At 68.7% G+C, this 23,029-nt stretch carries 20 protein-coding genes; 5 read left to right on the forward strand and 15 right to left on the reverse strand.

The features are described from left to right. Positions 1–30: 30 nt before the first annotated feature. The 4 genes from rnhA to KIP89_RS18785 all read right to left on the reverse strand — a co-directional run bounded on the left by rnhA (position 31) and on the right by KIP89_RS18785 (position 3,236). Positions 31–525 carry a ribonuclease HI gene (gene rnhA / locus KIP89_RS18770; protein ID WP_213757224.1) on the reverse strand — a complete coding sequence of 165 codons (495 nt, stop codon included), beginning with the start codon at positions 523–525 and terminating at the stop codon, positions 31–33. A gap of 23 nt (positions 526–548) precedes the next feature. Next, positions 549–1,529: a homoserine kinase gene (locus KIP89_RS18775; RefSeq protein ID WP_213757126.1), complete on the reverse strand. Its 981-nt coding sequence runs from the start codon at positions 1,527–1,529 to the stop codon at positions 549–551. A gap of 25 nt (positions 1,530–1,554) precedes the next feature. Further along, on the reverse strand, positions 1,555–2,526 hold the full coding sequence (gene ispH, locus KIP89_RS18780) for a 4-hydroxy-3-methylbut-2-enyl diphosphate reductase (RefSeq protein ID WP_213757127.1): 972 nt from the start codon (positions 2,524–2,526) through the stop codon (positions 1,555–1,557). An 86-nt stretch (positions 2,527–2,612) separates the two neighbouring features. Further along, positions 2,613–3,236, reverse strand: coding sequence for a YceI family protein (locus tag KIP89_RS18785; RefSeq protein ID WP_213757128.1), 624 nt, complete (start codon positions 3,234–3,236; stop codon positions 2,613–2,615). A 326-nt stretch (positions 3,237–3,562) separates the two neighbouring features. Between KIP89_RS18785 and KIP89_RS18790 the strand changes: the two genes are divergently transcribed. After that, positions 3,563–4,270: a DUF1013 domain-containing protein gene (locus tag KIP89_RS18790; RefSeq protein ID WP_213757129.1), complete on the forward strand. Its 708-nt coding sequence runs from the start codon at positions 3,563–3,565 to the stop codon at positions 4,268–4,270. A gap of 102 nt (positions 4,271–4,372) precedes the next feature. Beyond that, positions 4,373–5,044, forward strand: coding sequence for a class I SAM-dependent methyltransferase (locus KIP89_RS18795; protein WP_213757130.1), 672 nt, complete (start codon positions 4,373–4,375; stop codon positions 5,042–5,044). 12 nt (positions 5,045–5,056) lie between these two features. Here the strand turns inward: KIP89_RS18795 and KIP89_RS18800 are convergent, their stop codons facing one another. After that, positions 5,057–6,985 carry a propionyl-CoA synthetase gene (locus KIP89_RS18800; RefSeq protein ID WP_213757131.1) on the reverse strand — a complete coding sequence of 643 codons (1,929 nt, stop codon included), beginning with the start codon at positions 6,983–6,985 and terminating at the stop codon, positions 5,057–5,059. Positions 6,986–7,268: 283 nt separating this feature from the next. Next, a complete protein-coding gene (locus tag KIP89_RS18805; RefSeq protein ID WP_213757132.1) occupies positions 7,269–7,445 on the reverse strand; it encodes a YdcH family protein in 177 nt (58 codons plus the stop codon). A 201-nt stretch (positions 7,446–7,646) separates the two neighbouring features. Here KIP89_RS18805 and KIP89_RS18810 point away from each other — a divergent pair, with 201 nt between their 5' ends. Beyond that, positions 7,647–7,853, forward strand: a complete 207-nt coding sequence (locus KIP89_RS18810) for a YdcH family protein (RefSeq protein ID WP_213757225.1) — start codon at positions 7,647–7,649, stop codon at positions 7,851–7,853. Between the two features lie 91 nt (positions 7,854–7,944). Here the strand turns inward: KIP89_RS18810 and KIP89_RS18815 are convergent, their stop codons facing one another. Together KIP89_RS18815 and KIP89_RS18820 are read right to left on the reverse strand one after the other, a co-directional pair. Next, complete coding sequence (locus KIP89_RS18815; protein WP_213757133.1) at positions 7,945–8,430, reverse strand: peroxiredoxin; 486 nt, start codon at positions 8,428–8,430, stop codon at positions 7,945–7,947. Positions 8,431–8,597: 167 nt separating this feature from the next. Then, positions 8,598–9,446, reverse strand: coding sequence for a protein-disulfide reductase DsbD domain-containing protein (locus KIP89_RS18820; protein ID WP_213757134.1), 849 nt, complete (start codon positions 9,444–9,446; stop codon positions 8,598–8,600). A gap of 132 nt (positions 9,447–9,578) precedes the next feature. Between KIP89_RS18820 and KIP89_RS18825 the strand changes: the two genes are divergently transcribed. After that, positions 9,579–10,205 (forward strand): YqgE/AlgH family protein, encoded by a 627-nt coding sequence (locus KIP89_RS18825; protein WP_213757135.1) that lies wholly within the window; start codon positions 9,579–9,581, stop codon positions 10,203–10,205. 43 nt (positions 10,206–10,248) lie between these two features. Here the strand turns inward: KIP89_RS18825 and KIP89_RS18830 are convergent, their stop codons facing one another. The 3 genes from KIP89_RS18830 to KIP89_RS18840 all read right to left on the reverse strand — a co-directional run bounded on the left by KIP89_RS18830 (position 10,249) and on the right by KIP89_RS18840 (position 15,701). Further along, on the reverse strand, positions 10,249–13,605 hold the full coding sequence (locus tag KIP89_RS18830) for an EAL domain-containing protein (protein ID WP_250152654.1): 3,357 nt from the start codon (positions 13,603–13,605) through the stop codon (positions 10,249–10,251). A 339-nt stretch (positions 13,606–13,944) separates the two neighbouring features. Beyond that, positions 13,945–15,054 (reverse strand): tetratricopeptide repeat protein, encoded by a 1,110-nt coding sequence (locus KIP89_RS18835; protein WP_250152655.1) that lies wholly within the window; start codon positions 15,052–15,054, stop codon positions 13,945–13,947. Next, positions 15,054–15,701, reverse strand: a complete 648-nt coding sequence (locus tag KIP89_RS18840; RefSeq protein ID WP_213757136.1) for a thiamine phosphate synthase — start codon at positions 15,699–15,701, stop codon at positions 15,054–15,056. Before KIP89_RS18840 ends, KIP89_RS18835 begins: the two co-directional genes overlap by 1 nt. A gap of 292 nt (positions 15,702–15,993) precedes the next feature. Here KIP89_RS18840 and KIP89_RS18845 point away from each other — a divergent pair, with 292 nt between their 5' ends. Continuing rightward, positions 15,994–18,498, forward strand: a complete 2,505-nt coding sequence (locus KIP89_RS18845) for a carbohydrate-binding family V/XII (RefSeq protein ID WP_213757137.1) — start codon at positions 15,994–15,996, stop codon at positions 18,496–18,498. Positions 18,499–18,574: 76 nt separating this feature from the next. On the opposite strand, the gene pstB is transcribed toward KIP89_RS18845, so the two are convergent. From pstB to gap, 4 genes are all read right to left on the reverse strand, one after another. Beyond that, the gene (gene pstB, locus KIP89_RS18850; protein ID WP_369808525.1) at positions 18,575–19,324 is read right to left on the reverse strand and encodes a phosphate ABC transporter ATP-binding protein PstB; all 750 of its coding nucleotides are present in this window, start codon (positions 19,322–19,324) and stop codon (positions 18,575–18,577) included. Between the two features lie 252 nt (positions 19,325–19,576). Then, positions 19,577–20,602 (reverse strand): class I fructose-bisphosphate aldolase, encoded by a 1,026-nt coding sequence (locus KIP89_RS18855; protein WP_213757139.1) that lies wholly within the window; start codon positions 20,600–20,602, stop codon positions 19,577–19,579. Positions 20,603–20,726: 124 nt separating this feature from the next. Continuing rightward, on the reverse strand, positions 20,727–21,926 hold the full coding sequence (locus tag KIP89_RS18860) for a phosphoglycerate kinase (protein ID WP_213757140.1): 1,200 nt from the start codon (positions 21,924–21,926) through the stop codon (positions 20,727–20,729). Between the two features lie 74 nt (positions 21,927–22,000). Continuing rightward, positions 22,001–23,011, reverse strand: a complete 1,011-nt coding sequence (gene gap, locus KIP89_RS18865; RefSeq protein WP_213757141.1) for a type I glyceraldehyde-3-phosphate dehydrogenase — start codon at positions 23,009–23,011, stop codon at positions 22,001–22,003. Positions 23,012–23,029: the final 18 nt, after the last annotated feature.

Genomic DNA, 23,029 nt, shown 5'->3' on the forward strand with positions numbered 1-23,029 from the left:
CGAGGGGCGTTTTCCGCCCGGCGCGCCCGCTTATCCCATTCCCCGCGCGGCCTTGAAGGGCGCCATGCCGGCGCGGGCCAGCTCGTCCGCCCGCTCATTCATGGGGTCGCCCGCATGGCCCTTGACCCAGTGCCAGCGTATTTCGTGGCGGGCGATGGCGAGTTCGAGGCGCTCCCACAGATCGACATTCTTCACCGGCTTCTTGTCCGCCGTGCGCCAGCCATTGCGCTTCCAGCCGGCCATCCATTTGGTGACGCCGTTGCGCAGATATTCGCTGTCGGTGTGCAGATCGACCGTGCAGGGGCGCTTCAGCGCCTCCAGCGAGGAGATCGCCGCCATCAGTTCCATACGGTTATTGGTGGTCGGGGAATCGCCGCCGCACAGCTCCTTCTCCGTCCCCGCATAGCGCAGAATCGCGCCCCAGCCGCCGGGGCCGGGATTGCCGGAGCAGGCGCCATCGGTCCAGATCGCGACGATGCCCTTCGGCGGTTCCTTGGGCGGCTCTTTGGCGTCGTCGCCGAAGATGCGGGCGGTGCCGGGTGCTGTCTTCACGCGGCGTGCTCGGTCGCGAGGCCATAGTCGCGCGGGCTCTCGACCGAGCGGTGGAAACGCAGCTTGCGCAGATATTCCAGCGGGTCGTGCGGGCGCACCAGCGCGCCGGGCGGCACGTTGAGCCAGTCCACCAGCCGGGTGAGCAGGAAGCGCAGCGCCGCCCCGCGCGCCAGCACCGGCAGCGCCGCGATCTCGGCCTCGCTCAGCGGGCGCTCGGCCTGATAGGCGGCGATCAGCGCCCGACCCTTGGTCTGGTTGTAGGCGCCGTCCGGCTCGAAGCACCAGGCGTTGAGGCAGATGGCGATGTCATAGGCGAGCAGGTCGTTGCAAGCGAAATAGAAGTCGATCAGCCCGGTGAGCCGCCCGTCGATGAAGAACACATTGTCCGGGAACAGGTCGGCATGGATGATGCCGGCCGGAAGCCCCGCCGGCCAGCGCGCCTCCAGAAAAGCCAGCTCATTGGCGATCAGCGTCCGCAGGCCTGGGGCCACCGTGTCGGCGCGCTCGCCCGCCGTCTCATAGAGCGGGCGCCAGCCGGGAACGGAGAGCGCGTTGACCCGGGAAAAAGCGGAAAAGTCCCCGCCCGCCTTATGCAGCCCGGCGAGCGCGGTACCGAGCGCGGCGCAATTGGCCGCCGTGGGCCGGCGCACCGAGGTGCCCATGAGAAAGGTCGCGATCAGCGCCGGGCGGCCGGCGAGCGTGCCGAGCGCGACGCCCGCGCGGTTGCGCACCGGCTGCGGGCAATCGATGCCCCGGCTCGCCAGATGCTCCATCAGTCCGATGAAGAAAGGCAGGTCCGCCGGATTCACCCGCTTTTCATAGAGGGTGAGGATGAAGCTGCCGGCTTCCGTCTGGAGCAGATAGTTGGAATTCTCCACGCCCTCGGCAATGCCCTTGAAGGCCCGCAGGCGGCCGATCTCATAGGTCGAAAGGAAGGCTTCGAGCTCTTCCGGGGTCACATCGGTATAGACGGCCATCGGTGCCTGTCGGGTGTGGAACAGCCTATTCGGCGGCGTCGGGGCGAAGCTGCCGGGGCAGCGGGAAGAACACGTCTTCATTGACCGTGTACACGGTCTCGACCGCCACCGTGTAGCGTTCGGCGAAGGCGTCGATGATTTCCTCCACCAATATCTCCGGCGCCGACGCCCCGGCGGTGATGCCGAGCGAGGCGATGGCGCCGAAGCGGTTCCAGTCGATCTCGCTCGCGCGCTGCACAAGGTCGGAGATGCGGCAGCCCTCGCGCTCGGCCGCTTCGCGCAGGCGCTGCGAGTTGGACGAGTTCGGCGCGCCGACCACGATCATCGCATCCACCTGCGGGGCGACGCGCTTGACCGCTTCCTGCCGGTTGGTGGTGGCGTAGCAGATGTCTTCCTTGTGCGGCGCCACCATCGCGGGGAAACGCTGCCTGAGGATGGCGACGATCTCCGCCGTATCGTCGATCGAAAGCGTGGTCTGGGTGGTGAAGGCGAGATTGTCGGGGTCGCGCGGGGTGAAGATTCGCGCCTGCGCGGCGGTCTCGACCAGCGACACCGCGCCCTCGGGCAACTGGCCCATGGTGCCGATCACTTCCGGGTGGCCGGCATGGCCGATCAGCACCACCTCGCGGCCCTTCTTGTGATGGACGGTGGCCTCGCGGTGTACCTTGGTCACCAGCGGGCAGGTGGCGTCGATGGCGAAGAAATTGCGCTGCGCCGCGTCCTCCGGCACCGATTTGGCCACGCCATGGGCGGAGAAGATCACCGGCGCCGCCGTGCCGGCGGGGACCTCGTGCAACTCCTCGACGAAGATCGCGCCCTTCGCCTTCAGCCCCTCGACCACATATTTGTTATGCACGATCTCGTGCCGGACATAGACCGGCGGGCCGTACAGGGCGAGCGCCCGCTCTACCGCGTCGATGGCGCGCACCACACCGGCGCAGAAGCCGCGCGGGGCGCAGAGCAGAACGCGCAGCGGGGGTTTTTCAGCGGCGTGCATTGCGTCGTCCCGTCGGGCGCCCGTGAAAACAAGGCTTCCGTCATGGGTGGCCGCGCCCGTGCTGTCAAGCGTGGCAAGGGGGGCGTTCAGGGGCGTTTGCGGAACGCGCCGACAATGCTGAGCGTCACCTCGTCGGAAATCAGCGGGGCGCCTTCGTCCAGGCCGAACGCGCTGCGGATCAGCGTCGCGCTGGCGGTGAAGCCGATATTCTCGGCCTTGTGCCGGTCATTATAGCCGGCGCCAATGAAGCGCGCCTCCAGCGTCACCGGGCGGGTGACGCCGTGCAGCGTCAGCTCGCCCTCGATGGTGGCGCTAGTGCCATGGGCGGCGACGCGCGAGGATGTGAACGTGGCGGTGGGGAATTTCGCGGCGTCGAAGAACGCATCCGAGGCCAGATGCTCGGCGAAGGAGGGGACGGTGGCGACCAGCCCGTTCATCGGGATGGTGATGTCGAGCCGGGCCTCATCCGGCGCCTTCGGGTCGAGCACCAGCGTCCCGCTCATGCGCCCGAACATGCCGCTGAGCGGGGTGAAGCCGAGATGGTCGACGGTCCACGACACCTGCGTGTGATTGGTGTCGACCTCATAGAGGCCGCCGGTGATGCGCGTGACGTCCGGCTGGCCGGGCCGCTGCGCCGCCGCTGTCTGGGCCTGCGCGCCAGTGAGCCCGGCCAGCAGGACCGCCGCGGCGGTGAAAACGCGAATACGCATGGCCTCTCCCCCGTCGCTTACCGGCAAGATTAGGCCCGCGCTTCCGCGCCGGCAAGTTCGGAGCACGGCGCAAACTTGCTTTTTCCATCCTGATTTATCTTTTATTATCATTGTCTTAGGCTTGGTATCACCGGGTCCCGCGGCAGGCGCCGGGCATGGCTGTGGCGCCTCCTCGCGCAATCATTTGCAGGAAACCGCGCGTCGGCCTATATTCGCGCGATCCCGGTCATCGTCAGACGGTCCGAGGCTCCGCCCCCGAGGGGTGGGCGGAGCGCGTGAGCATGTCTGCGCGACCGAATGAACCAATTGGATGGAGACGCGTCCCCATGGCGAACGCCCCCCTCATGCCGAAGGCCACCGCCGTGTGGCTGGTCGAGAATACTGCGCTGACCTTCGACCAGATCGCCGACTTCTGTAAGCTCCACGTGCTGGAAGTGAAGGGCATCGCCGATGGCGAGGTCGCGCAGGGCATCAAGGGCCTCGACCCGGTCAATACCGGGCAGCTCGCCCGCGAGGAGATCGAGAAGGCCGAGCAGAACCCGAACCACCGGCTGAAGCTTCAGGAATCGAAGGTTCGCCTGCCCGAGCCCAAGCGCCGCCGCGGGCCGCGCTACACGCCGGTGTCCAAGCGCCAGGATCGCCCCAACGCCATTCTCTGGCTGCTGCGCAATCATCCCGAGCTCAAGGATGCGCAGATCATGCGCCTCGTGGGCACGACCAAGACCACCATCGAGGCGATCAAGGAGCGCACCCACTGGAATGCGCAGAACCTGACGCCGATGGACCCGGTCACGCTCGGCCTGTGCTCGCAGATCGATCTCGATATCGAGGTGCAGCGTTCCTCCAAGGACCGCCCGGCGGGCGTGGCGAGCGAGGACGGCACCACGCTGCTGCCGGCCGAAGTCACCACCGGCGCGGGCGCGATGGACGAGCCCTTCGTCCCCCAGCGCAAGCCGCGCGAGGAGGCGATCGACCTGGAGACCGTGTTCGCCAAGCTTGGCGGCTCGCGCAAGGGCGCGGCCGAGGAGGAGTGAGGCGGCTCCTGCACCGTTCTCACGTGACGATCAGGGGCGCTCGGGCGCCCCTTTTCTTTCATGTGGCGGCAATGTCTGTCGCCTCTGCCCGGTGAGGTTCCGATGAGTTCCTTCGACGATCCGGCAGCGGTCGCGCGCTATGCCGAAGCTCCGCGCCGTCTCGTGCCCGGCTTCCTCGATCTTCAGCGTATGGCGCTGCTTCTGCTCGCCGAGCGCGCGCCGCACGACGCCCGCATCCTTGTGCTCGGCGCCGGTGGCGGGCTGGAGCTGAAGGTCTTCGCCGAAGCCCAGCCGGGCTGGCGCTTCGACGGCGTCGATCCGTCGGCCGAGATGCTGCGGCTCGCTGAGGCGACGTTGGGTGCGCACGCCGGGCGCGTCCGCCTGCATGAAGGCTATATCGATACCGCGCCGGCCGGGCCGTTCGACGGGGCCGCCTGCCTGCTCACGCTCCATTTCATCCAGCCGGCCGAGCGGGCTGCGACGCTACGCGCGGTGCATGAGCGGCTGAAGCCGGGCGCCCCCTTCGTGACCGCCCATCACAGCATTCCGGGCGATGACGCGGAGCGCGCGCTCTGGTTTGCCCGCTATGCCGCTTTCGCGGCGTCCTCCGGCGTTCCGCGGGCGCAGGCAGAACGGGCGGGCGCCACCATCGGCGATCGCCTGCCGGTTCTCTCGCCGGCCGAGGATGAGGCGCTGCTGCGCGACGCCGGCTTCCGCGATGTCGCCCTGTTCTATGCCGGCTTCACCTTCCGCGGCTGGGTCGCTCTCGCCTAAGCGTGCTGTCCCTTACGCCGCGCTTACCTTGGTGAGGCCGCGCGCGCTCAGCACCGCGGCGATCTCGTCCAGCGTCGCCGGATCGTCGATCGTCGCCGGCATGTTCCAGCTCTGCGCGTCGGCGATCTTCTTCATCGTGCCGCGCAGAATCTTGCCGGAGCGGGTCTTCGGCAGGCGGTTGACCGTGATGGCGAGGCGGAACGCCGCCACCGGGCCGATGCGCTCGCGCACCAGCGCGACGATCTCCGCCTCGATCTGCGTCGGCGAGCGGTCGACGCCCGATTTCAGCACCAGAAAACCGCAGGGCACCTCGCCCTTGAGATCGTCATGGATGCCGATCACCGCGCATTCCGCGACATCGGGATGGGCGGCGAGCACTTCCTCCATGCCGCCGGTGGAGAGGCGGTGGCCGGCGACATTGATGATGTCGTCGGTGCGGCCCATGATGAAAAGCTGCCCGTCGGCGTCGCGGAAGCCGGCATCCGCCGTCTTGTAATAGCCGGGGTACTCCAGAAGGTAGCTCTCGCGGAAACGCTCGTCCTGACGCCACAGCGTCGGCAGGCAGCCGGGCGGCAGCGGCAGGCGGATGGCGATCGAGCCCATCTTGTTGGCGCCGACGGGGTGGCCGCCCTCATCGAGAATGTCCACCTGATAGCCGGGCATCGGCACGCCGGTGGAGCCGACCTTGATGTCCAGCGCGCCGAGGCCGACGGGGTTGCCGGCAATCGCCCAGCCGGTCTCGGTCTGCCACCAATGGTCGACCACGGGCACGCCGAGCATGGCCGTCGCCCAGTCCACCGTGTCGGGATCGGCCCGCTCGCCGGCGAGGAACAGGGTGCGCAGCGAGGAGCGGTCGTAATCGCGCATCAGAAGGCCCTGCGGGTCCTCCTTCTTGATCGCCCGCAGCGCGGTCGGGGCGGTGAACAGGGCGGCGACCTTGTACTCCTCGATCACCCGCCAGAAAGCGCCCGCATCGGGCGTGCCGACCGGCTTGCCCTCATAGAGCACGGTGGTGCAGCCGGTCAGCAGCGGGGCGTAGACGATGTAGGAATGGCCGACCACCCAGCCGATGTCGGAGGCCGACCAGAACACCTCGCCCGGCTCCACGCCATAGAGCCCCTGCATCGACCAGCGCAGCGCCACCATATAGCCGCCGGTGTCGCGCACCACGCCCTTGGGCTTTCCGGTCGTGCCGGAGGTGTAGAGGATGTAGAGCGGATCGGTCGCCTTCACCGGCGCGCAGTCGGCGCTCACGCCCGCCGCTTGCGCCTGCGCGCGGCGCGTCGCCCAGTCATGATCGCGGCCGGGCACGAGACCCGCCTGCGCCTGCGGGCGCTGGAAGATCAGGCAGGCCTCCGGCTTGTGGGTGGCCATGGTCAGCGCGAGATCGAGCAGCGGCTTGTAATGGACGATGCGGCTCGGCTCGATGCCGCAGGAGGCGGAGAGCACGAGCTTGGGCTGGGCATCGTCGATACGGCCGGCCAGTTCCGCCGCCGCGAAGCCGCCGAACACCACCGAATGCACCGCGCCGATGCGCGCGCAGGCCAGCATGGCGAACATCGCCTCGGGAATCATCGGCATGTAGATGACGACGCGGTCGCCCTTCTCCACGCCCATCTCGCGCAGAATCCCGGCCAGCGTGCGAACCTCAGTCTGCAGCTCGCCATAGGTGATGGCGCGCTTGGTCCCGCTCACCGGGCTGTCATAGAGGATCGCCGCCTGCTCGCCGCGCCCGGCCTCGACATGGCGGTCCACCGCATTGTGGCAGACATTGGTGACGCCGCCCTCGAACCAGCGCCCATAGACCCCGGCGGCGGGCTCGAAAATGGTGGCCGGCGGCTCCATCCAGTCGATGGCGCGGGCGGCCTCGCGCCAGAAACCCTGCGGGTCCTCGATCGAGCGGGCATGGACGGAACTGTAGCGGCTCGTGGCGGCACACATGACGGCGTTCTCCCAGCAGGCGTCTGTTCTGTTTTCCTCAATTTCACGGCAGCGCGCGGGAGTTGCAAGAACGCTCTAATGCGTACGACCTTGGTCGAGCGGGGAGGTCGGTCGGGAGTTGCGTGGCCGTGACGGGGCCCTGAAACGCGAACCGCCGGCCCTTGCGGAGCCGGCGGCGAAATGGTCGTCGCTGTGATCGCACTGTCCGGTGGCCGGTCGCGGCAATGCCGTGCCTGACGTCGGGCAAGCGGGATAGATTCGCGTCAGTCGGCGAGCACCGCTTCTAGTGAAGCGTGGCGTCGCGGAGCCGTGTGATCTCGTCCTTGAGGTGCAGCTTTCGCCGTTTCAGATCGGCTACCCGTGCGTCGTTCGACGACGGGCGGATCATCTCTTCTCGAAGTTCTTTCTCCAGCGCCTGATGGCGCCGTTCCAGCTCCGCAACATGCGCTTGCAAAGACATGGGCATCTCCCTGTCATTCGGAAACGAACGTCATCACTGTGTCACGTATGCCGCGCCGTGTCGACGAAACGATGCGCTGCGCCGCAGCATGGTGTCCGCGTCCTTCGAGGTGGTTGCAGGGCGCGCGCGGGATGGTGATACTGCGCCTCAAGCCCCCGTGGACCGGGGCGAATCGGGCTGTGGGTCGAGCGTTTGACACAGATGATGGCGGATGAGGAACGGGAGCTGAGGGCTCTCCTCGAGCGCCTGAAGCAGGAGCATCGCGATCTCGATGTCGCCATCGAGGCGTTGCAGCAGATGCCCGGCAGCGACCAGCTCCAGATGGCGCGCTTCAAGAAGCGCAAGCTCGGGCTCAAGGACCGCATCAGCTTCGTCGAGGACCAGATCTGTCCCGACATCATTGCCTGAGCGGGGCAGGGACGCCATCAGGGAGCGTCCATAGGGCCCGGCCCGGCGCCGCCATCCCGGCGGACCGGGATGGCGTTGTCAGAGAGCCGGATCAGAACTGCGTGAGCAGCACGTCGGCATTGGTCGCGTCGGCCTTGCTGGGCACGCTCTCGACATTGAGGATCAGCACCTCGCCGTCATCGACCAGCATCGAATAACGCTTGGAGCGCAGGCCGAGGCCGGCCCCGGAGGCGTCGAGCTCAAGGCCGATCGCCTTGGCGAACTCGCCATTGCCGTCGGACAGGAACACGATCTTGCCGCCGGCATTGGAGGCCTTCTCCCAGGCTTCCATCACGAACGGGTCGTTCACCGCCGTCACCGCGATCACGTCCACGCCCTTGGCGCGGATTTCCTCGGCGCGGGCGATGAAGCTCGGCAGGTGGTTCTTGTGGCAGGTGGGGGTGAAGGCGCCGGGCACCGCGAACAGCACCACTTTCTTGTTCTTGAAGAACTCCTCGGTGGAGGTCGGCACCGGCCCGTCGGCGGTGGCGATGCGGAAGGTGGCGCTAGGCAGCTGATCGCCGACCTTGATCGTCATGGGCGTTTCCTTTCGTGCGCGGGAAGTCATGCGCGGGACAGACATTGCGGCCGCGCCCCGCGCGCCGCCTCCGGCGCTGCGGGCCGGTGGGGCCGGACGTCCCTAGAATAGCCATTTCCCGCGTCGCGGGAAGCGGTGTCGTTGTGTGGAAATCGCCGCGGCAGAGTTCAGGGCGTCGACAGCGGCGCCAGCACCTCGACCGCGCCGGCGTGGTCGGTGAGGGTGAAGCGCAGCGGCGTGGTGGCGATGTCGGCGCCACTCGGCACGCCGTCCACCGGCAGTTCGAACACAGTGCGTCCATCGGCGGTGAGGCCGCGCGCCGGCAAGGGCAGTGCCCAGGCCTCGTCCGGCCCTTCGACAAAGAGATCGGCGCTGGCGGGATCGCTGACGCGGGCGAGGATGCGCAGGCTGCGCTGGTCGCCTGTGCCCTCGATCAGGGCGCTCTCGATAGCCGGGGCGGTCACCCCGCCCATGGCGGTCTCGCGCGGCACGGCGGCGAAGGCGGCGCGCAGCGTCGGCGAGGACGCCCCGGCGCCCTCCGCCGGTACATCCAGTTCCACACGGGCATCGGCCGGCTGGCAGATCTTCTCGCACACGGCGAAATCGAGCGTGAGCCGTAGTTCGACCGGCTTGCCGGGATCGCGCGGCGTCACTTTGAAGGGCAGGATGACATCGTGCTTGTAGCCGATGGAGAGGCTTCCCCCCTCGTCGAACCGCACCGGCGCGGGCCACAGCATCTCGACATGGGCGACATTGCTGGAGCCGGACCAGTCGAAGCGCGGCGGCACGCCGGCGTCGCCCGGATAACGCCAATAGGTCTTCCAGCCGGGGACGAGGCGAATCTCGACCCCGCCGGCCAACGCGCCCTTCTCCGAAGCGGCGACGATCCGCACCGCGGTGCCTGATGGCGCCGACCAGGGCGAGGCGAGTTCAGCCCGCGCCGGGACGGCCATCGCCACGGCAGCGACGGCGGCGGCGAGGACGGACAGAAGAGAGAGGCGGAAGCAGGTCACCATATTCTGGCGATACCCTGTCGGCCGGCGGGTGGAAAGCGGCCGGCCCGCACTTTCGTGTGAGGGCGGCGGGCAGGGGCGTGCCTGCGCCCGCCGGGGCTTGAAAATGGTGGCCCGAGGTTTACGCTTCCCTACATGTGGATCGGACGGGAAGGCCGTGGTGTTTCCGGCGGCGGTTCGAACGGAACATTTCTCGAGGGACAGATGCTCGTCGCCATGCCCGGCATGCGCGACGAACGCTTCGCTCGTTCGGTGATCTATCTGTGCGCCCACTCGCCCGAGGGGGCGATGGGCATCATCGTCAACCAGCCCGCCAGCAACATCAAATTCACCGATCTTCTGGTGCAGCTCGACGTCATTCCGCAGGATGAGCGCATCCACCTGCCGCCCGGCGCGGGCGGGGTGAAGGTGCTCAAGGGCGGGCCGGTCGAGACCGGGCGCGGCTTCGTGCTGCACAGCGCCGATTTCTTCATCCAGGATTCGACGCTGCCGATCGACGACGGCATCTGCCTCACCGCGACGCTCGACATCCTCAAGGCGATCGCCGCCGGCGGCGGGCCGGCCAATGCGGTGCTGGCGCTCGGCTATGCCGGCTGGGCGCCCGGCCAGCTGGAGAACGAGATCCAGCAGAATGGCTGGCTGCACTGCCCGGCCGACAGCGCGCTGGTGTTCGATGCCGATGCGGGGGCGAAATACGACCTCGCCTTGCGCAAGATCGGCATCGATCCCGGCATGCTCTCCTCGCAGGCCGGCCACGCCTGAGGCGGGCTTGCGCGCCGTTCTCTCGTCACGAAACCGATAGGGCTCAGCCCTGCGGCGCGGTCTTGGCCGCCGCGGGGACCGTGGGCTTGCCGTCCACCGGGGCCGCGGCCGCTGGCGGGCGAGCCGGTGGGGTCTGGGCGGCGCGGGGGACCGGCACCGTGGCAGGGGTCGCGGCAGCAGTCGTCGCGGCGGTCGCAGCAGGAGGGCGGGGCTCCGGCCGTGGCCCGCCATTGGGATTGGCGCCATCGCCCGGCGCGCCATTGGCGGCGCGCGCGGGGGCCGCGCGGCGCGCGGGCTGCGCCTGGGCAGGCTGGGCTTGCACGGGTTGGGCTTGCACGGGCTGGGCTTGGGCCGGCTGGGCCTTGGCCGGCGGCGAGGGCTGGGCGGTCGACGCGGCATCGCCGCCCGGCGCCGGCGTGGCGGCCGACTTGGCTGCCGGCGCGTCCTTGCCCGCTTCCTTGCCGCCCGCCTCCTTGCTGCTCTCGTCCTTGCCCTTGCCGCGCGCCAGCAGGCGCCCGCCGAGCGTGGCGGGAGCGGCGTCCGGCTGAAGCCGCTTGCGGGCCTCCTCGGCGCTCAGCATCTCGCCGAACAGCTTGCCCTGGCCGAAGCGGCAGCCGAGCTTGGCAAGCGCGGCGGCGGCCTGCTCGGTTTCGATGCCCTCGGCCACGATGTCCATGCCGAGATCATGCGCCATGTTGATGATGGTCCGCAGGATGACCGGGCGCTGTGCCTTGTTGCCGCTGCGCCCCAGCGCCTTCATGAAGGTGCGGTCGACATTGATGGTGTCGAAGGGGAAACGCTGGAGATAGGCCAGCGAGGAATAGCCGGTGCCGAAATCGTCGAGCGACAGGCCGGCGCCCAGCTCGCGCATCCGCATCAGGATCTGCGCGGCATATTCCGGGTTTTCCATCACCAGCGATTCGGCCAGCTCCAGCTTCAGCGTGCCGGGGGCTACGACATTGCGGGCGAGGATCGCCTTGATGTCCTGCAACAAATCGTGGCGCAGCATCTGCCGCGAGGAGATGTTGACCGAGACGAAGACTGGCTCGCCGCGCATGCCGCGCTGCCAGCCGCCGAGCTGGCGGGCGGCGCTGTCGAGCAGGAACAGGTCGATGTCGACGATGAGGCCGGTATCCTCGGCGAGCGAGAAGAAATCGTCCGGGCCGAGCAGGCCGAGCGTGGGGTGCTGCCAGCGCGCCATCGCCTCGAAGCCGGCAATGGCGCGGGAGGCGAGGTCGACCACCGGCTGGTAGACGATGCTGATCTCGCCGCGCTCCAGCGCCTGGCGCAGATCGGCCTCCATGGTCAGCCGGTCGAGCTTGTGCGTGCGCATGCTCGGGCGGAACACCTCGATGCGGTCGCCGCCGACCCGCTTGGCGAAATACATCGCCAGCTCGGCATCCTTCAGCATCTCGTTCGGCGCCCGCTTCTGCCCGTCGGACAGCAGCAGACCGATGGAGGCGGTGATGAAGATCTCGCGGTCGCCGAAGGTGATCGGCGCGCGCAGCGTGCGGCGCAGCGTGTCGGCGAAGGCGGTGATGCGCTCGGGGTCCCTCTCCGAGAGCAGGATCAGCGCGAAATGGTCGCTGCCGAGCCGGGCCAGCGTGTCCTGCTGCTTGGTGAGGCGCATCAGCCGGCGCGCCACGGTGAGCAGGATCGAGTCTCCCGCCGGCATGCCGAGGCTGGCATTGACCTGCTTGAAGCGGTCGAGGTCGATCAGCATGATCGTCGGCTTCAGCGTCTCGTCGGCGCGCGCATAGCCGTTCGCGGAGGACAGCCGGTCGAGGAACAGTTCGCGGTTCGGCAGGCCGGTTAGGTTGTCATGCACCGCGTCGTGCAGCATCCGCTCCTCGGCGGTGCGGCTGTCGGTGACGTCGGAGAGCGTGCCGATGCAGCGCACCACCTCGCCATCGGTGCCGACCACCGGGCGGGCGCGCAGGTTGAACCACAGATAATGCCCGTCCTGCGCGCGCAGGCGGAAGTCCTGGTCGATCCGCCCGCGCCGCTGGTCGAGCAGCCCGTCCAGCGTGGCGCGGAAGCGGTCGCGGTCGGCCGGGTGGATGATGTCGAGCCAGCCGGCGGCCTCGGTCTCCAGCGCGCCGTGCTTGAGGCCGAGCAGGTGCTCGGCTTCCGGGCTGACATGGATGCGGTCGGTGTCGACGTCCCAGTCCCAGACGATGTCGCCGGAACCGGCCACGGCCAGCGCCCGGCGCTCCAGCTCCTGCGCGCTGCCGGCGACCGAGCCGATGCCGGCGAAGGCGTGCTGCATCACGGTGAAGCCGATCAGCATGACGATGAGCACGAGCCCGCCCAGCAGGGCAGGGGCCACGAGGTCGTTGCCGATATGGCCGGACACCGCCATGCCGGCGGTGAGCACCCACACGACCAGCAGGAACAGGGTCGGGATGATCAGCACCGCGCGGTCATAGCGGTGCAGCGCCAGCCACAGCACCACCGCGAAGCCCATGAACGAGACCACCAGCAGCGAGGGCCGGGCGATGCCGGCGGCGGCCGAGGGGTCGAGCAGGGCGAGGCCGACGAGGGCGGCGAGAAAGACCAGCCAGCCGGCGGTGATGTGGGCGTAGCGCACATGCCAGCGGTTGAGGTTGAGATAGGCGAACAGGAACACCACCAGCGTCGCCGCCAGCATCGCCTCGCCCGCGGCGCGCCAGAATTGCTGCGCCAGCGGCGAGATGCCGAACACTTTCGACCAGAAGCCGAAATCGAGGCCGATATAGCCGAGCACCGCCCAAGCCAGCGCGGCGGCGGCCGGGAACATCGCGCTGCCCTTCACCACGAACAGGATGGTGAGGAACAGCGCCAGCAGGCCGGCAATGCCGATGACGATGCCGTTATAGAGGGTGAAGGAGTTGACCTTGTCCTTATAGGCCTCGGGCTCCCACAGATAGAGCTGCGGCAGGCCGGAATCGGCGAGCTCCGCCACCAGCGTGACGGTCGTGCCGGGGTCGAGCGTGATGAGGTAGACGTCGGCGTCCGGCGCGCTCTGCCGCTCCGGGCGGAAGCCCTGGCTCGCGGTGACGTTGAGGATGCGGCGATTGCCGAGATCGGGCCAGAACACGCCCGAGCCGACCATGCGGTAATGCGGCGCCACGATCAGCCGGTCGACCTGCTCGTCGGTGTTGTTGGCGAGCGCGAACACCGCCCATTTGCTGCCATCCGGCCCCGGCGCGACCGAGCGCACCTCGATGCGGCGCACGATGCCGTCCGAGCCCGGCACGGTCGAGACCTGGATGCGGTCGGTGTCGCTGGTGTGGCGCTCGATGGCGGGGGCGAGGTCGACCACCAGCGCGTCGAGACGGATCGCCACCGCTTCGAGCGCCATCGCGCCCGAAGTCGGGACCGCGCTCGCCAGCACGAGCGCGAGAAGGGCGAATGCCAACCGTCCGAAGCCCCGCGCGAGGGCGGGCAGGGACGGCGGGAACCGACGGTGGAAGGCCAAACGGGTACCTCTGCTTCTGGCGTCAGCCGTGTCGAAGACCGCGACGAAGTCCGCGAAGGAATCCGCCCGTCGCCGGCTCCCCCGCGGCGACGCGCCACGATGAGTAGCGGCGCCGCGCGGCGGGGGCAAGGCGTGCGGGTCCGGGCATCCCGGACAATTGCCGGCAGGACCGGGTGTTGCGGTATAGGCCGGCCGGCCGGGCGGCGGACCATCCACCCCAATCGTGAAGCATTTGCGGCGCGGATACCGGCCGGGGCGGTTGATGGGACGAGAGCGGGGTCACAGCGCGGTCGGCGACTGCCAGAGCTTCAACCGGGCGTCGACCGCGGCGCGCTCCTGCGGCGTCAGGCTCTCCACCAGCTTGTCGAGCACGGGATCGTCGAGCTTCTTCGCCTTGGCGGTGAGGTGCCAGGCGGCGGCGGCGATCTTGTCCTGCGGCACGCCGCGCCCGGCCGAGAGGATGCGGGCATAGCGGTTCTGGGCGATCGGGTTGCCGGCGAGCGCCGCCTTGCGGAACAGGGCGGCGGCGCGGGCCTCGTCCTTCGGCACGCCGGCGCCATTGAACACCAGGATGCCGAGTTCGGTGGTGGCGACCACATTGCCGAGATCATCGGCGCGGGCCAGCAGCCGGGCGGATTCGAGCGGGTCCTTGGGCACGCCATTGCCGTCGCGATACAGCGTGGCCAGCGCATAGACCGCGTCCGGCTGGTCAGCATCGGCGGCCTGCTTGAACCACTCGGCCGCCGTCGCCGGCTCCTTGGGGGCGACCGCGCCCTGCAGATAGATGAGGCCGAGATTGTAGGCGGCGGCGGAATTGCCCTTGGCGGCGGCGGCGCGCAGCATGGTCACGCCGTCATCCTTCTGGTCGGGCGCGCCGGTGATCAGCGTCAGCGAGCCGAGGGTGAACAGCGCATCCGCATTGCCCTTGGCGGCTGCGGCTTCGTACCATTTCTGCGCTGCGGCCTGGTCCTGCCGCACGCCATAGCCCTGCGAGAGAATCTCGCCGGCCAGCACCATGGCGACCGGATCGCCCTGCGCATTGGCCCGCTGCACCGCGAGGGTGAGCGCGGTTTTGTAGCGCCCGCGCTGATAGGCGGCAAAGGCCGGGTCGGGCGGGGTTGCCGACTTGCCCGTCTTCGCCGTCGTGGATTTGGCGGCGCCGGGCTTGGTGAGCGGGATCGAGGCCGGCGCCTTGCTCGGCGTCGCGCCGCCCGGCGGGGGAACATTGACGCCCGGCGGGCCATCGCCCGGCGGCGGGTTGTAGACCGGCAGCTGGATCGGGCCGTCCTGCGCGCGCACGGACGCCGGCGCGGTCAGCCCCGCCGCCAGCATGGCGAGCAGCGCGGCGAGCCGGGAGACCGAGCGTGAGGGAAACCGGCCCGCGCGCATCAGGCGGCGGCTCCGGCGAGCGTGTCGGCCAGCGCCGCGCTCTCGCCCAGCAGCGTGTGCTCGATGGCGATAAAGTCGGCCCCGGCCTCGACCAGCGCCCGGACCTCCTCCAGCGAGCCCGCATAGGCGACGCAGGGCGGCTCGAAAAGCTGAACCCACCAGTCGGTGCGCTCCAGCGTGGTCTCGAAGGGGGGACGGCGCCCTTGCGCGTCGGGCTCGCCGAACATCACATAATCGGCCCCCGCCTCGGCGGCGGTCATCGCGTCGTGCTTGGTGCGCAGGCCGCCGGCACCGGCGATGCCGTTCGGGCGCAGCACCGGCAGCGCGCCCTTGAGCGCCACGGCGCCGTCGAGATGCGCGCCATCGGCGCCGAGCGCCATCGCCAGCACCGCATTCGCCTCGATCAGGCAGGCCGCGCCGATCTCCTGGCTGGCGGCGACCAGCGGGCGCAGCCGATCGGACGGCTTGTCGCCCGGCCCGGCCTCGGGACGCAGCAGGACGGCGGCAATGTCCATCGTGGTGCCAGCCTGCCGCAGCGCGGCGACAGCGGCATTGGCCGCCTCGTCGGCCGGAGCATCGACGAGCACGTAAAGGCGGGGGGCGAGGCGGGTCGGTTCGGAAGCGGTACGGGCCATGAGATCAGCCATGTTTCAGGATGGCGGCGAAAGCGCGGCGCCGGGTGAGATTGTCTAGTGCCCTTTGGCCCGCGACGGAATCGCTGCGTGGCCGGAAAATGCCGTGGCGGGCGAAAAAGCGGCTTCCGGCGTGTCGGCCGGGCCGTGAGCGGGCCCGTTCGGCCCCCGCGCGCGCCACCTCGCGAGGCTGTGCGCAGCGGAATGCTTCACCCGGCGGTCACGGAGGTGGTAAAGCTTGCGGGTGCGGCACGTTGGCCTGAAGGGCCGGCGCATCTCCGCCGCGCCACGATAATTCGAGGAAATCATGCCCATCCGCCATGCCCGCCTCGCCGTTCTTCTCGCCGCGACGGCGTTGAGCGCGACGCCGCTTCTCGCCCAGTCTGCTGCTCAACCCGCCGCCGGTCAGCCCACGGCCACCCCGGCGGCCGTGGCACCTGACGCGGCCGGTGCCGCCTCCGCCGTTCCGGCCGCGCTGGCCTGGCCGCGCAGCTTCGATCTCGGCGACCAGATGATCCAGCTCTATCAGCCCCTGGTCGAGCAGTTCGACGGCAACAGCCTCTCCGGCCGCGCCGCCGTCGCCATCGGGCCGAAGACCGGCACGCCGACCTATGGCATCGCCTATTTCACTGCCAATGTGACGATCGACAAGCCGGCGCGTCTCGTCCAGCTCAGCAACATCGCCATCACCAAGGTGGATGTGCCGACCGACCCGGCGCAGGACGTGACGTTGATGAGCGCGCTCCAGTCGCATCTGCCGCCGCAGGGCATGACGGTGGCGCTCGATCACCTGCTCACCAGCTACGCCGCCTCCAAGGAAGTCACTAAGGAGATGACGCAGCCGGTCGAGAACACCCCGCCGCAGGTTCTGTTCGCCGACAAGCCGACCATCCTCGTGCTGGTCTCCGGCGCCCCGGTGCTGCGCCCGATCGACGGCGCCGCCGGCTTCCAGCGCGTCATCAACACCCGCCCGCTGATTCTGGTCGACGCCAATGGCGGCTTCCACCTTCAGGCGGCCGGCGCCTGGTACGCGGCGCGCGCGATCGAGGGGCCGTGGGCGCTCGATGCCCGTCCCGATGCGTCGATGCAGGCGGCGGGCAGCATGGCCAATTACGCCGAGGCGGCCGAGACGCTGCTGCCGGCCGATGGCCAGCCGCCCAAGGTGCCGCCGGCCGTCGTCGTCTCGACCAAACCCGCCGAACTCGTCATCACCGACGGCGCGCCGCAGATGGTGCCGGTGAATGGCACGGCGCTGCTGCGCGTCGGCAATGCCGACCACGCCATCATCCTCGATCCGTCGAGCAACCAGTATTACATCCTGATCTCCGGCCGCTGGTTCCGCGCCGCCGGCCTCAACGGGCCGTGGAGCTTCGTGCCGGGCACCAGCCTGCCGGGTGATTTCAAGAAGATCGCCCCGACCGATCCGGCGGCCAATGCGCTGGTTGCCGTGCCCGGCACCCCGCAGGCCAAGGAAGCGGCCATCGCCGCCACCGTCCCGCAGACCGCCACCATTTCGCGCAACACCCAGCTCACCGTGCAGTATGACGGCGGGACGCCGAAATTCGTGCCGATCCAGGGCACCCGCCTGTCCTATGCGGAGAACACCCGCACCCCGGTCATCATGATCGACCCGACGCGCTATTACGCGCTGTTCAAGGGCGCCTGGTTCGTCGCCGGGGCGCCGGCCGGCCCGTGGTTCGTCACCGCGACCGTGCCGGCGGCGATCTACACCATCCCGGCCTCCTCGCCGCTGCACTATGTGACCTATGTGAAGATCTACGCGGCGACGCCCGATGTGGTGACGGTCGGCTACACGCCGGGCTATCTCGGGGTGATGCTGGCGCCGGGCGGCACGGTGGTCTACGGCACTGGCTATGATTGCGCCGGCTATGTCGGCACCTACTGGTATGGCTGCCCGGCCACCTATGGCTACAACGCCGCCTTCGCCTGGACCTCGGGCTTCGCCTTCGGCTTTGCCGCCGGCTATCCTTGGGGCGCCTGGGGCCCGGCCTGGGGGCCGTATTGGGGCCCCGGCCCGTGGGGTGGCCCTTGGGCGGGCGTCAACGTCAACCAGACCAACATCTACGGCCAGTGGGGTGGCAGCGCCACCATCAACCACGCCTATGGCTACAACCCGTGGACCGGCCGGGACTACGCCTATAACGGCATGAGCGGGCTCGGCGCCAATGGCACGGCCTTCCAGGCCCGTTCGGCGGCCTCGTTCAACCCGTGGACCGGCAATTACGCGGCCGGCCGCGAGGGCTCCTTCTTCAACCCGAACACGGGCGCCGCCGGTGCGGCGCGCGCGGGCGTGGTCGGCAATGTCGACAGCGGCAATTTCGCCGCCGGCCGGCAGTCCGCCGCCTACAACCCGACCACCGGCTTCGGCCATGCCTCGGAGAGCGGGGTCAGCGTCAATAACGGTCAGATCAGCGCCGACAGCCGCGGCATCGCCGGAAATACCAAGACCGGCAATGGCGTCGCGTGGAACAATGGCAATGTCTATACCGACCATGACGGCAGCATCCACCAGTATGACCCGTCGAGCGGCTGGCAGCGCAACACCTCCAATGGCTGGCAGTCGGATATCGACCAGTCGCAGGTCGACCGGCTGAACCAGCAGCGGTCCTTCCAGCAATATGGCAATGACCGGGTCGACAGCATCGCCCGTGCCGGCGGCTTCGCGGCCGGCGGGGGCGACTACGCCCGCTCCTATGGCGGTGGCGACTTCGGCGGGTTCCGTGGCGGCGGCGGTGATTTCGGCGGCTTCCATGGCGGCATGGGCGGGGGCTTCGGCGGCTTCCGCCGCTGACCCTGATCGCACTCGCGTCGACACCCCCTTATCCCCGGCCTCGTGCCGGGGATAATCGTTTCAGAGCCGGGTGCGCCTAACCCATCTTGCCGGTGATGTAGCGCGCGGTGCGCTCGTCCCGCGGGGCGGAGAACATATGCTCGGTCCGGCCGAACTCGATCAACTCGCCCAGGTAGAGGAAGGCCGTGTAGTCGGACAGCCGCGCCGCCTGCTGCAGATTATGCGTGACGATGACGATGGTGCTGCTGGGCTTCAGCTCCTCGATCGTGGTCTCGACCTTGGCGGTGGAGATCGGGTCCAGCGCCGAGCAGGGCTCGTCGAGCAGGATCACCTCCGGCCGTACCGCCATGGTGCGGGCCAGGCACAGGCGCTGCTGCTGGCCGCCGGAAAGGCTCAGCGCATCATGGTCGAGCAGATCGCTCACTTCCTCCCACAGCGCGGCCCGGCGCAGCGCATCCTCGACGCGGTGGTCGAGCTCAGTGCGTGAGAGTTCCTCGTTGAGCCGCAGCCCGATGGCGACATTGTCATAGATCGACATCGGGAACGGGGCGGGCTTCTGCGTCACCATGCCGACGCGCCGGCGCAGCGTGAGCACGTCGGTCTCGGGCGCCAGTATGTTGACCCCGTCGAGATGCACCTCGCCCTCGACATGCTGGTCCTCATACAGGTCCTGCATCCGGTTCAGCACCCGCAGCAGGGTGGACTTGCCGCAGCCCGAGGGGCCGATCAGCGCCGTCACCCGGTTGGCATGGATCGGCAGGGAAATGTCGTGCAGCGCCGGCTTGTCGCCGAAGCGGAAGCTGACATGGCGGATGTCGAGCTTCACCTCGTCGGTGGCCGCGCTGGCCGCGTGGCCGGACAGGTTCTGGACGTCGAAGCCGAAGGACGGGGTATCTGCCTTGAGATCGTGTCGCACGCTCATCTCTCCCATAGTGAGAGAGGAGTCTAGAGCAATCGGCCGGGCGTGCGTTGCGTAAGGTCAAGCACAGGCCGACTCTGTCCGAAGTTTAATATAAGTCGGCAAAATAAAAGCGCCGCCTTTCGGCGGCGCTTGATCTTCGCGGGTGAAGGCGACCGCTCAGGCGGCCTTCTTCTGCTCGATTTCCGGCGTCCACTGACCGAGCGCGGCGAGGTAGTTCATCTTCGCCCGGTGGGTGAAGGCGGCCTGGCCGGCTTCCCAGTTCTCCGGCTTGCCCGACCACGCCTTCTGCGGCGCGGCCTGGAGGGCGCGGCCATAGGAGAAGGTGAGGTTCCACGGCAGCCCGCCGGCGCGGATCATCGCGTCGAGATGGGCGGTGGCCTCCTCGTCGGACTGGCCGCCCGACAGGAAGGCGACGCTCGGGATCGCGGTCGGCACGCAGTTCTTGAGGCAGCGCACGGTCTTTTCCGCGACTTCCTCGACCGAGGCCTGTTTGTGCGACTTGCGGCCGGCGATCACCATGTTCGGCTTGAGCACGGTGGCCTCAAGCTTCACGCGGCCATAGAACAGCTGCTGGAAGACTTCCTTCAGCACCCACTCGGTGACCTCGTAGCAGCGGTCGATGTCGTGGTCGCCGTCCATCAGCACTTCCGGCTCGACGATCGGCACGATGCCGGCGGCCTGGGCGAGCGCGGCATAGCGGGCCAGCGCCTGGGCGTTGGCGAGGATCGAGGTGTAGCTCGGGATGTGCGGCCCGATGTCGATCACCGCGCGCCACTTCGCAAAACGGGCGCCGAGGTCGTAATATTCCTTGAAACGCTCACCGAGGCCGTCGAGGCCCTCGGTGATGGTCTCGCCGGGACAGCCGGGCTGGGGCCGCGCGCCGGCATCGACCTTGATGCCGGGAATGGAGCCGGCCTGGGTGATCAGCTCGACCAGCGGCGTGCCGTCCTTGGCCTTCTGCCGGATGGTCTCGTCGAACAGGATGACGCCGGACACATATTTCGTCATCGCCTCTTCGGAGCGGAACAGCATCTCGCGATAGTCGCGGCGGTTGTCGAAGGTGGATTCGACCCCGATCGCGTCAAAACGCTTCTTGATGGTGCTCGAACTCTCGTCGGCGGCGAGGATTCCCTTGCCGCCCGCTGCCAGTTTAAACGCGACCTCTTCGAGGCTTGCCGTCATCTCTCTCTCCCGCGCGAAACAGATGAACCCGCCCTCATCGGGAAAATCGGGTTGATCCGAGTTATAGCACCCGGCCCGCTCTTGTCTCGGTATCCCGAGCTTCTTGGCGGGCCGGATGAAGGGGTCAGCGCCGCAGCGCCTCCACACCGGGCAGCGCCTTGCCCTCGAGCCATTCGAGGAAGGCGCCGCCGGCGGTGGATACATAGGTGAAACGCTGCGCCACCCCGGCATGGTTCAGGGCGGCCACCGTGTCGCCGCCGCCGGCGACCGAGAGCAGCTTGCCCTGATCGGTCAGCTCGGCCGCCGCCTTGGCCACCGCGACCGTCGCGGTGTCGAAGGGCGGCAGCTCGAAGGCGCCGAACGGGCCGTTCCACACGACGGTCTTCACCGTCGCGAGCTTGGCGACGACATTGGCGATGGAGGCGGGGCCCGCATCCAGCATCATCTCGTCGGCCTTGATGTCGTCGACCGAGGCGACGCGGTTGGCCGCGTGCGCCTTGAACTCGGTCGCCGCCAGCGCGTCCACCGGAAGCACGATCTCGCAGCCGGCGGCCTTGGCCTTGCCGAGGATCTCGATCGCCGTGGCGGCCAGATCGTGCTCGCACAGCGACTTGCCGACATCCTTGCCCTGGGCGGCGAGGAAGGTGTTGGCCATGCCGCCGCCGATCACCAGCATGTCGACCTTGGCGACGAGATTGCCGAGCAGGTCGAGCTTGGAGGAGACCTTGGCGCCGCCGACCACCGCCATGACCGGGCGCTCGGGGGCTTCCAGCGCCTTGGCCAGCGCCTCGATCTCGACCTGCATGCAGCGCCCGGCAAAGGCCGGCAGCTTGTGGGCGAGGCCCTCGGTCGAGGCATGGGCGCGGTGGGCGGTGGCGAAGGCGTCGTTGACATAGAGATCGCCGAGCGCGGCCAGCGCGGCGACGAAGTCGGGATCGTTCTTCTCTTCCCGCTTGTCGAAACGGGTGTTCTCCAGCAGCAGCACCTCGCCCGGCTTGAGCGCGGCGACGGCGGCCTCGGCGACCGGGCCGATGGTGGCCGGGGCGAAGGCGACGGCGGTGCCGAGGCGGGAGGCGACCTCGCCGGCGATGGGCGCCAGCGTCAGCGCCGGGTCCTCGCCCTTGGGGCGGCCGAAATGGGCCAGCAGGATGACCTTGCCGCCCTTGTCCGCGATCTCGCGGATGGTCGGCAGCACGGCCTGGATGCGGGTGTCGTCGGTGACCTTGCCGGCATCGACCGGCACGTTGAGGTCCACGCGCACAAGCACGCGCTTGCCCGCGACATTGGCGTCGTCGAGCGTACGAAAGGCGGAAGCCTCGCTCATTGGGGTTCTCCCTCGGATTGTTGATCTTGAAACGAAGCGGCCGGGCCTCCTGGGGAGGGCCCGGCCGGGATGGCTCAGATCAGCTTGCCGATGGCAACCGCCGTGTCGGACATGCGGTTGGAGAAGCCCCATTCATTGTCGTACCAGGACAGCACCCGGACGAAATTGCCTTCCAGGACCTTGGTCTGGTCGAGATGGAAGATCGAGGAATGCGGGTCGTGGTTGAAGTCGGAGGAGACGTTCGGCTGGTCGGTGAAGCCGAGCACGCCCTTCAGCGGCCCGGAGGTCGCGGCGGCCTTGATCGCCTCGTTGATCTCGTCCTTGGTCACCGTCTTCTTGGCGACGAACTTGAAGTCGACCACCGAGACGTTCGGGGTCGGCACGCGGATCGAGGTGCCGTCCAGCTTGCCGGCGAGTTCCGGGAGCACGAGGCCCACCGCCTTGGCGGCGCCGGTCGTGGTCGGGATCATCGACAGCGCCGCGGCGCGGGCGCGGTAGAGATCCTTGTGCATGGTGTCCAGCGTCGGCTGGTCGCCCGTGTAGGAGTGGATCGTCGTCATGAAGCCGTGGTCGATGCCGACCGCGTCGTTCAGCACCTTGGCCACCGGCGCCAGACAATTGGTGGTGCAGGAGGCGTTGGAGATGACCAGGTGATCCTTGGTCAGCTTGTCGTGGTTGACGCCGAACACGACGGTCAGATCGGCACCGTCGGAGGGGGCGGAGACCACGACGCGCTTGGCGCCGGCCTGCAGATGGGCGGCCGCCTTGTCGCGGGCGGTGAAGATGCCCGTGCACTCCAGCGCCACGTCCACGCCGAGCGCGGCATGTGGCAGCTCGGCAGGGTTGCGCACCGCCGTCACCTTGATCGGGCCGCGGCCGACATTGATGGTGTCGCCGTCGACGGTCACGATGCCGGGAAACTTCCCGTGGACGCTGTCGAAGCGGAACAGGTGGGCGTTGGTCTCGACCGGGCCGAGATCGTTGATGGCGACCACCTCGATGTCCGTGCGGCCGGATTCAATGATGGCGCGAAGAACGTTCCGGCCGATGCGTCCGAAACCGTTGATGGCAACCTTGAGCGTCATGCGTCTATCCCCAGGTGA

Origin of the sequence: Ancylobacter radicis (assembly GCF_018449475.1) — a bacterium.
GTDB lineage: Bacteria > Pseudomonadota > Alphaproteobacteria > Rhizobiales > Xanthobacteraceae > Ancylobacter > Ancylobacter radicis.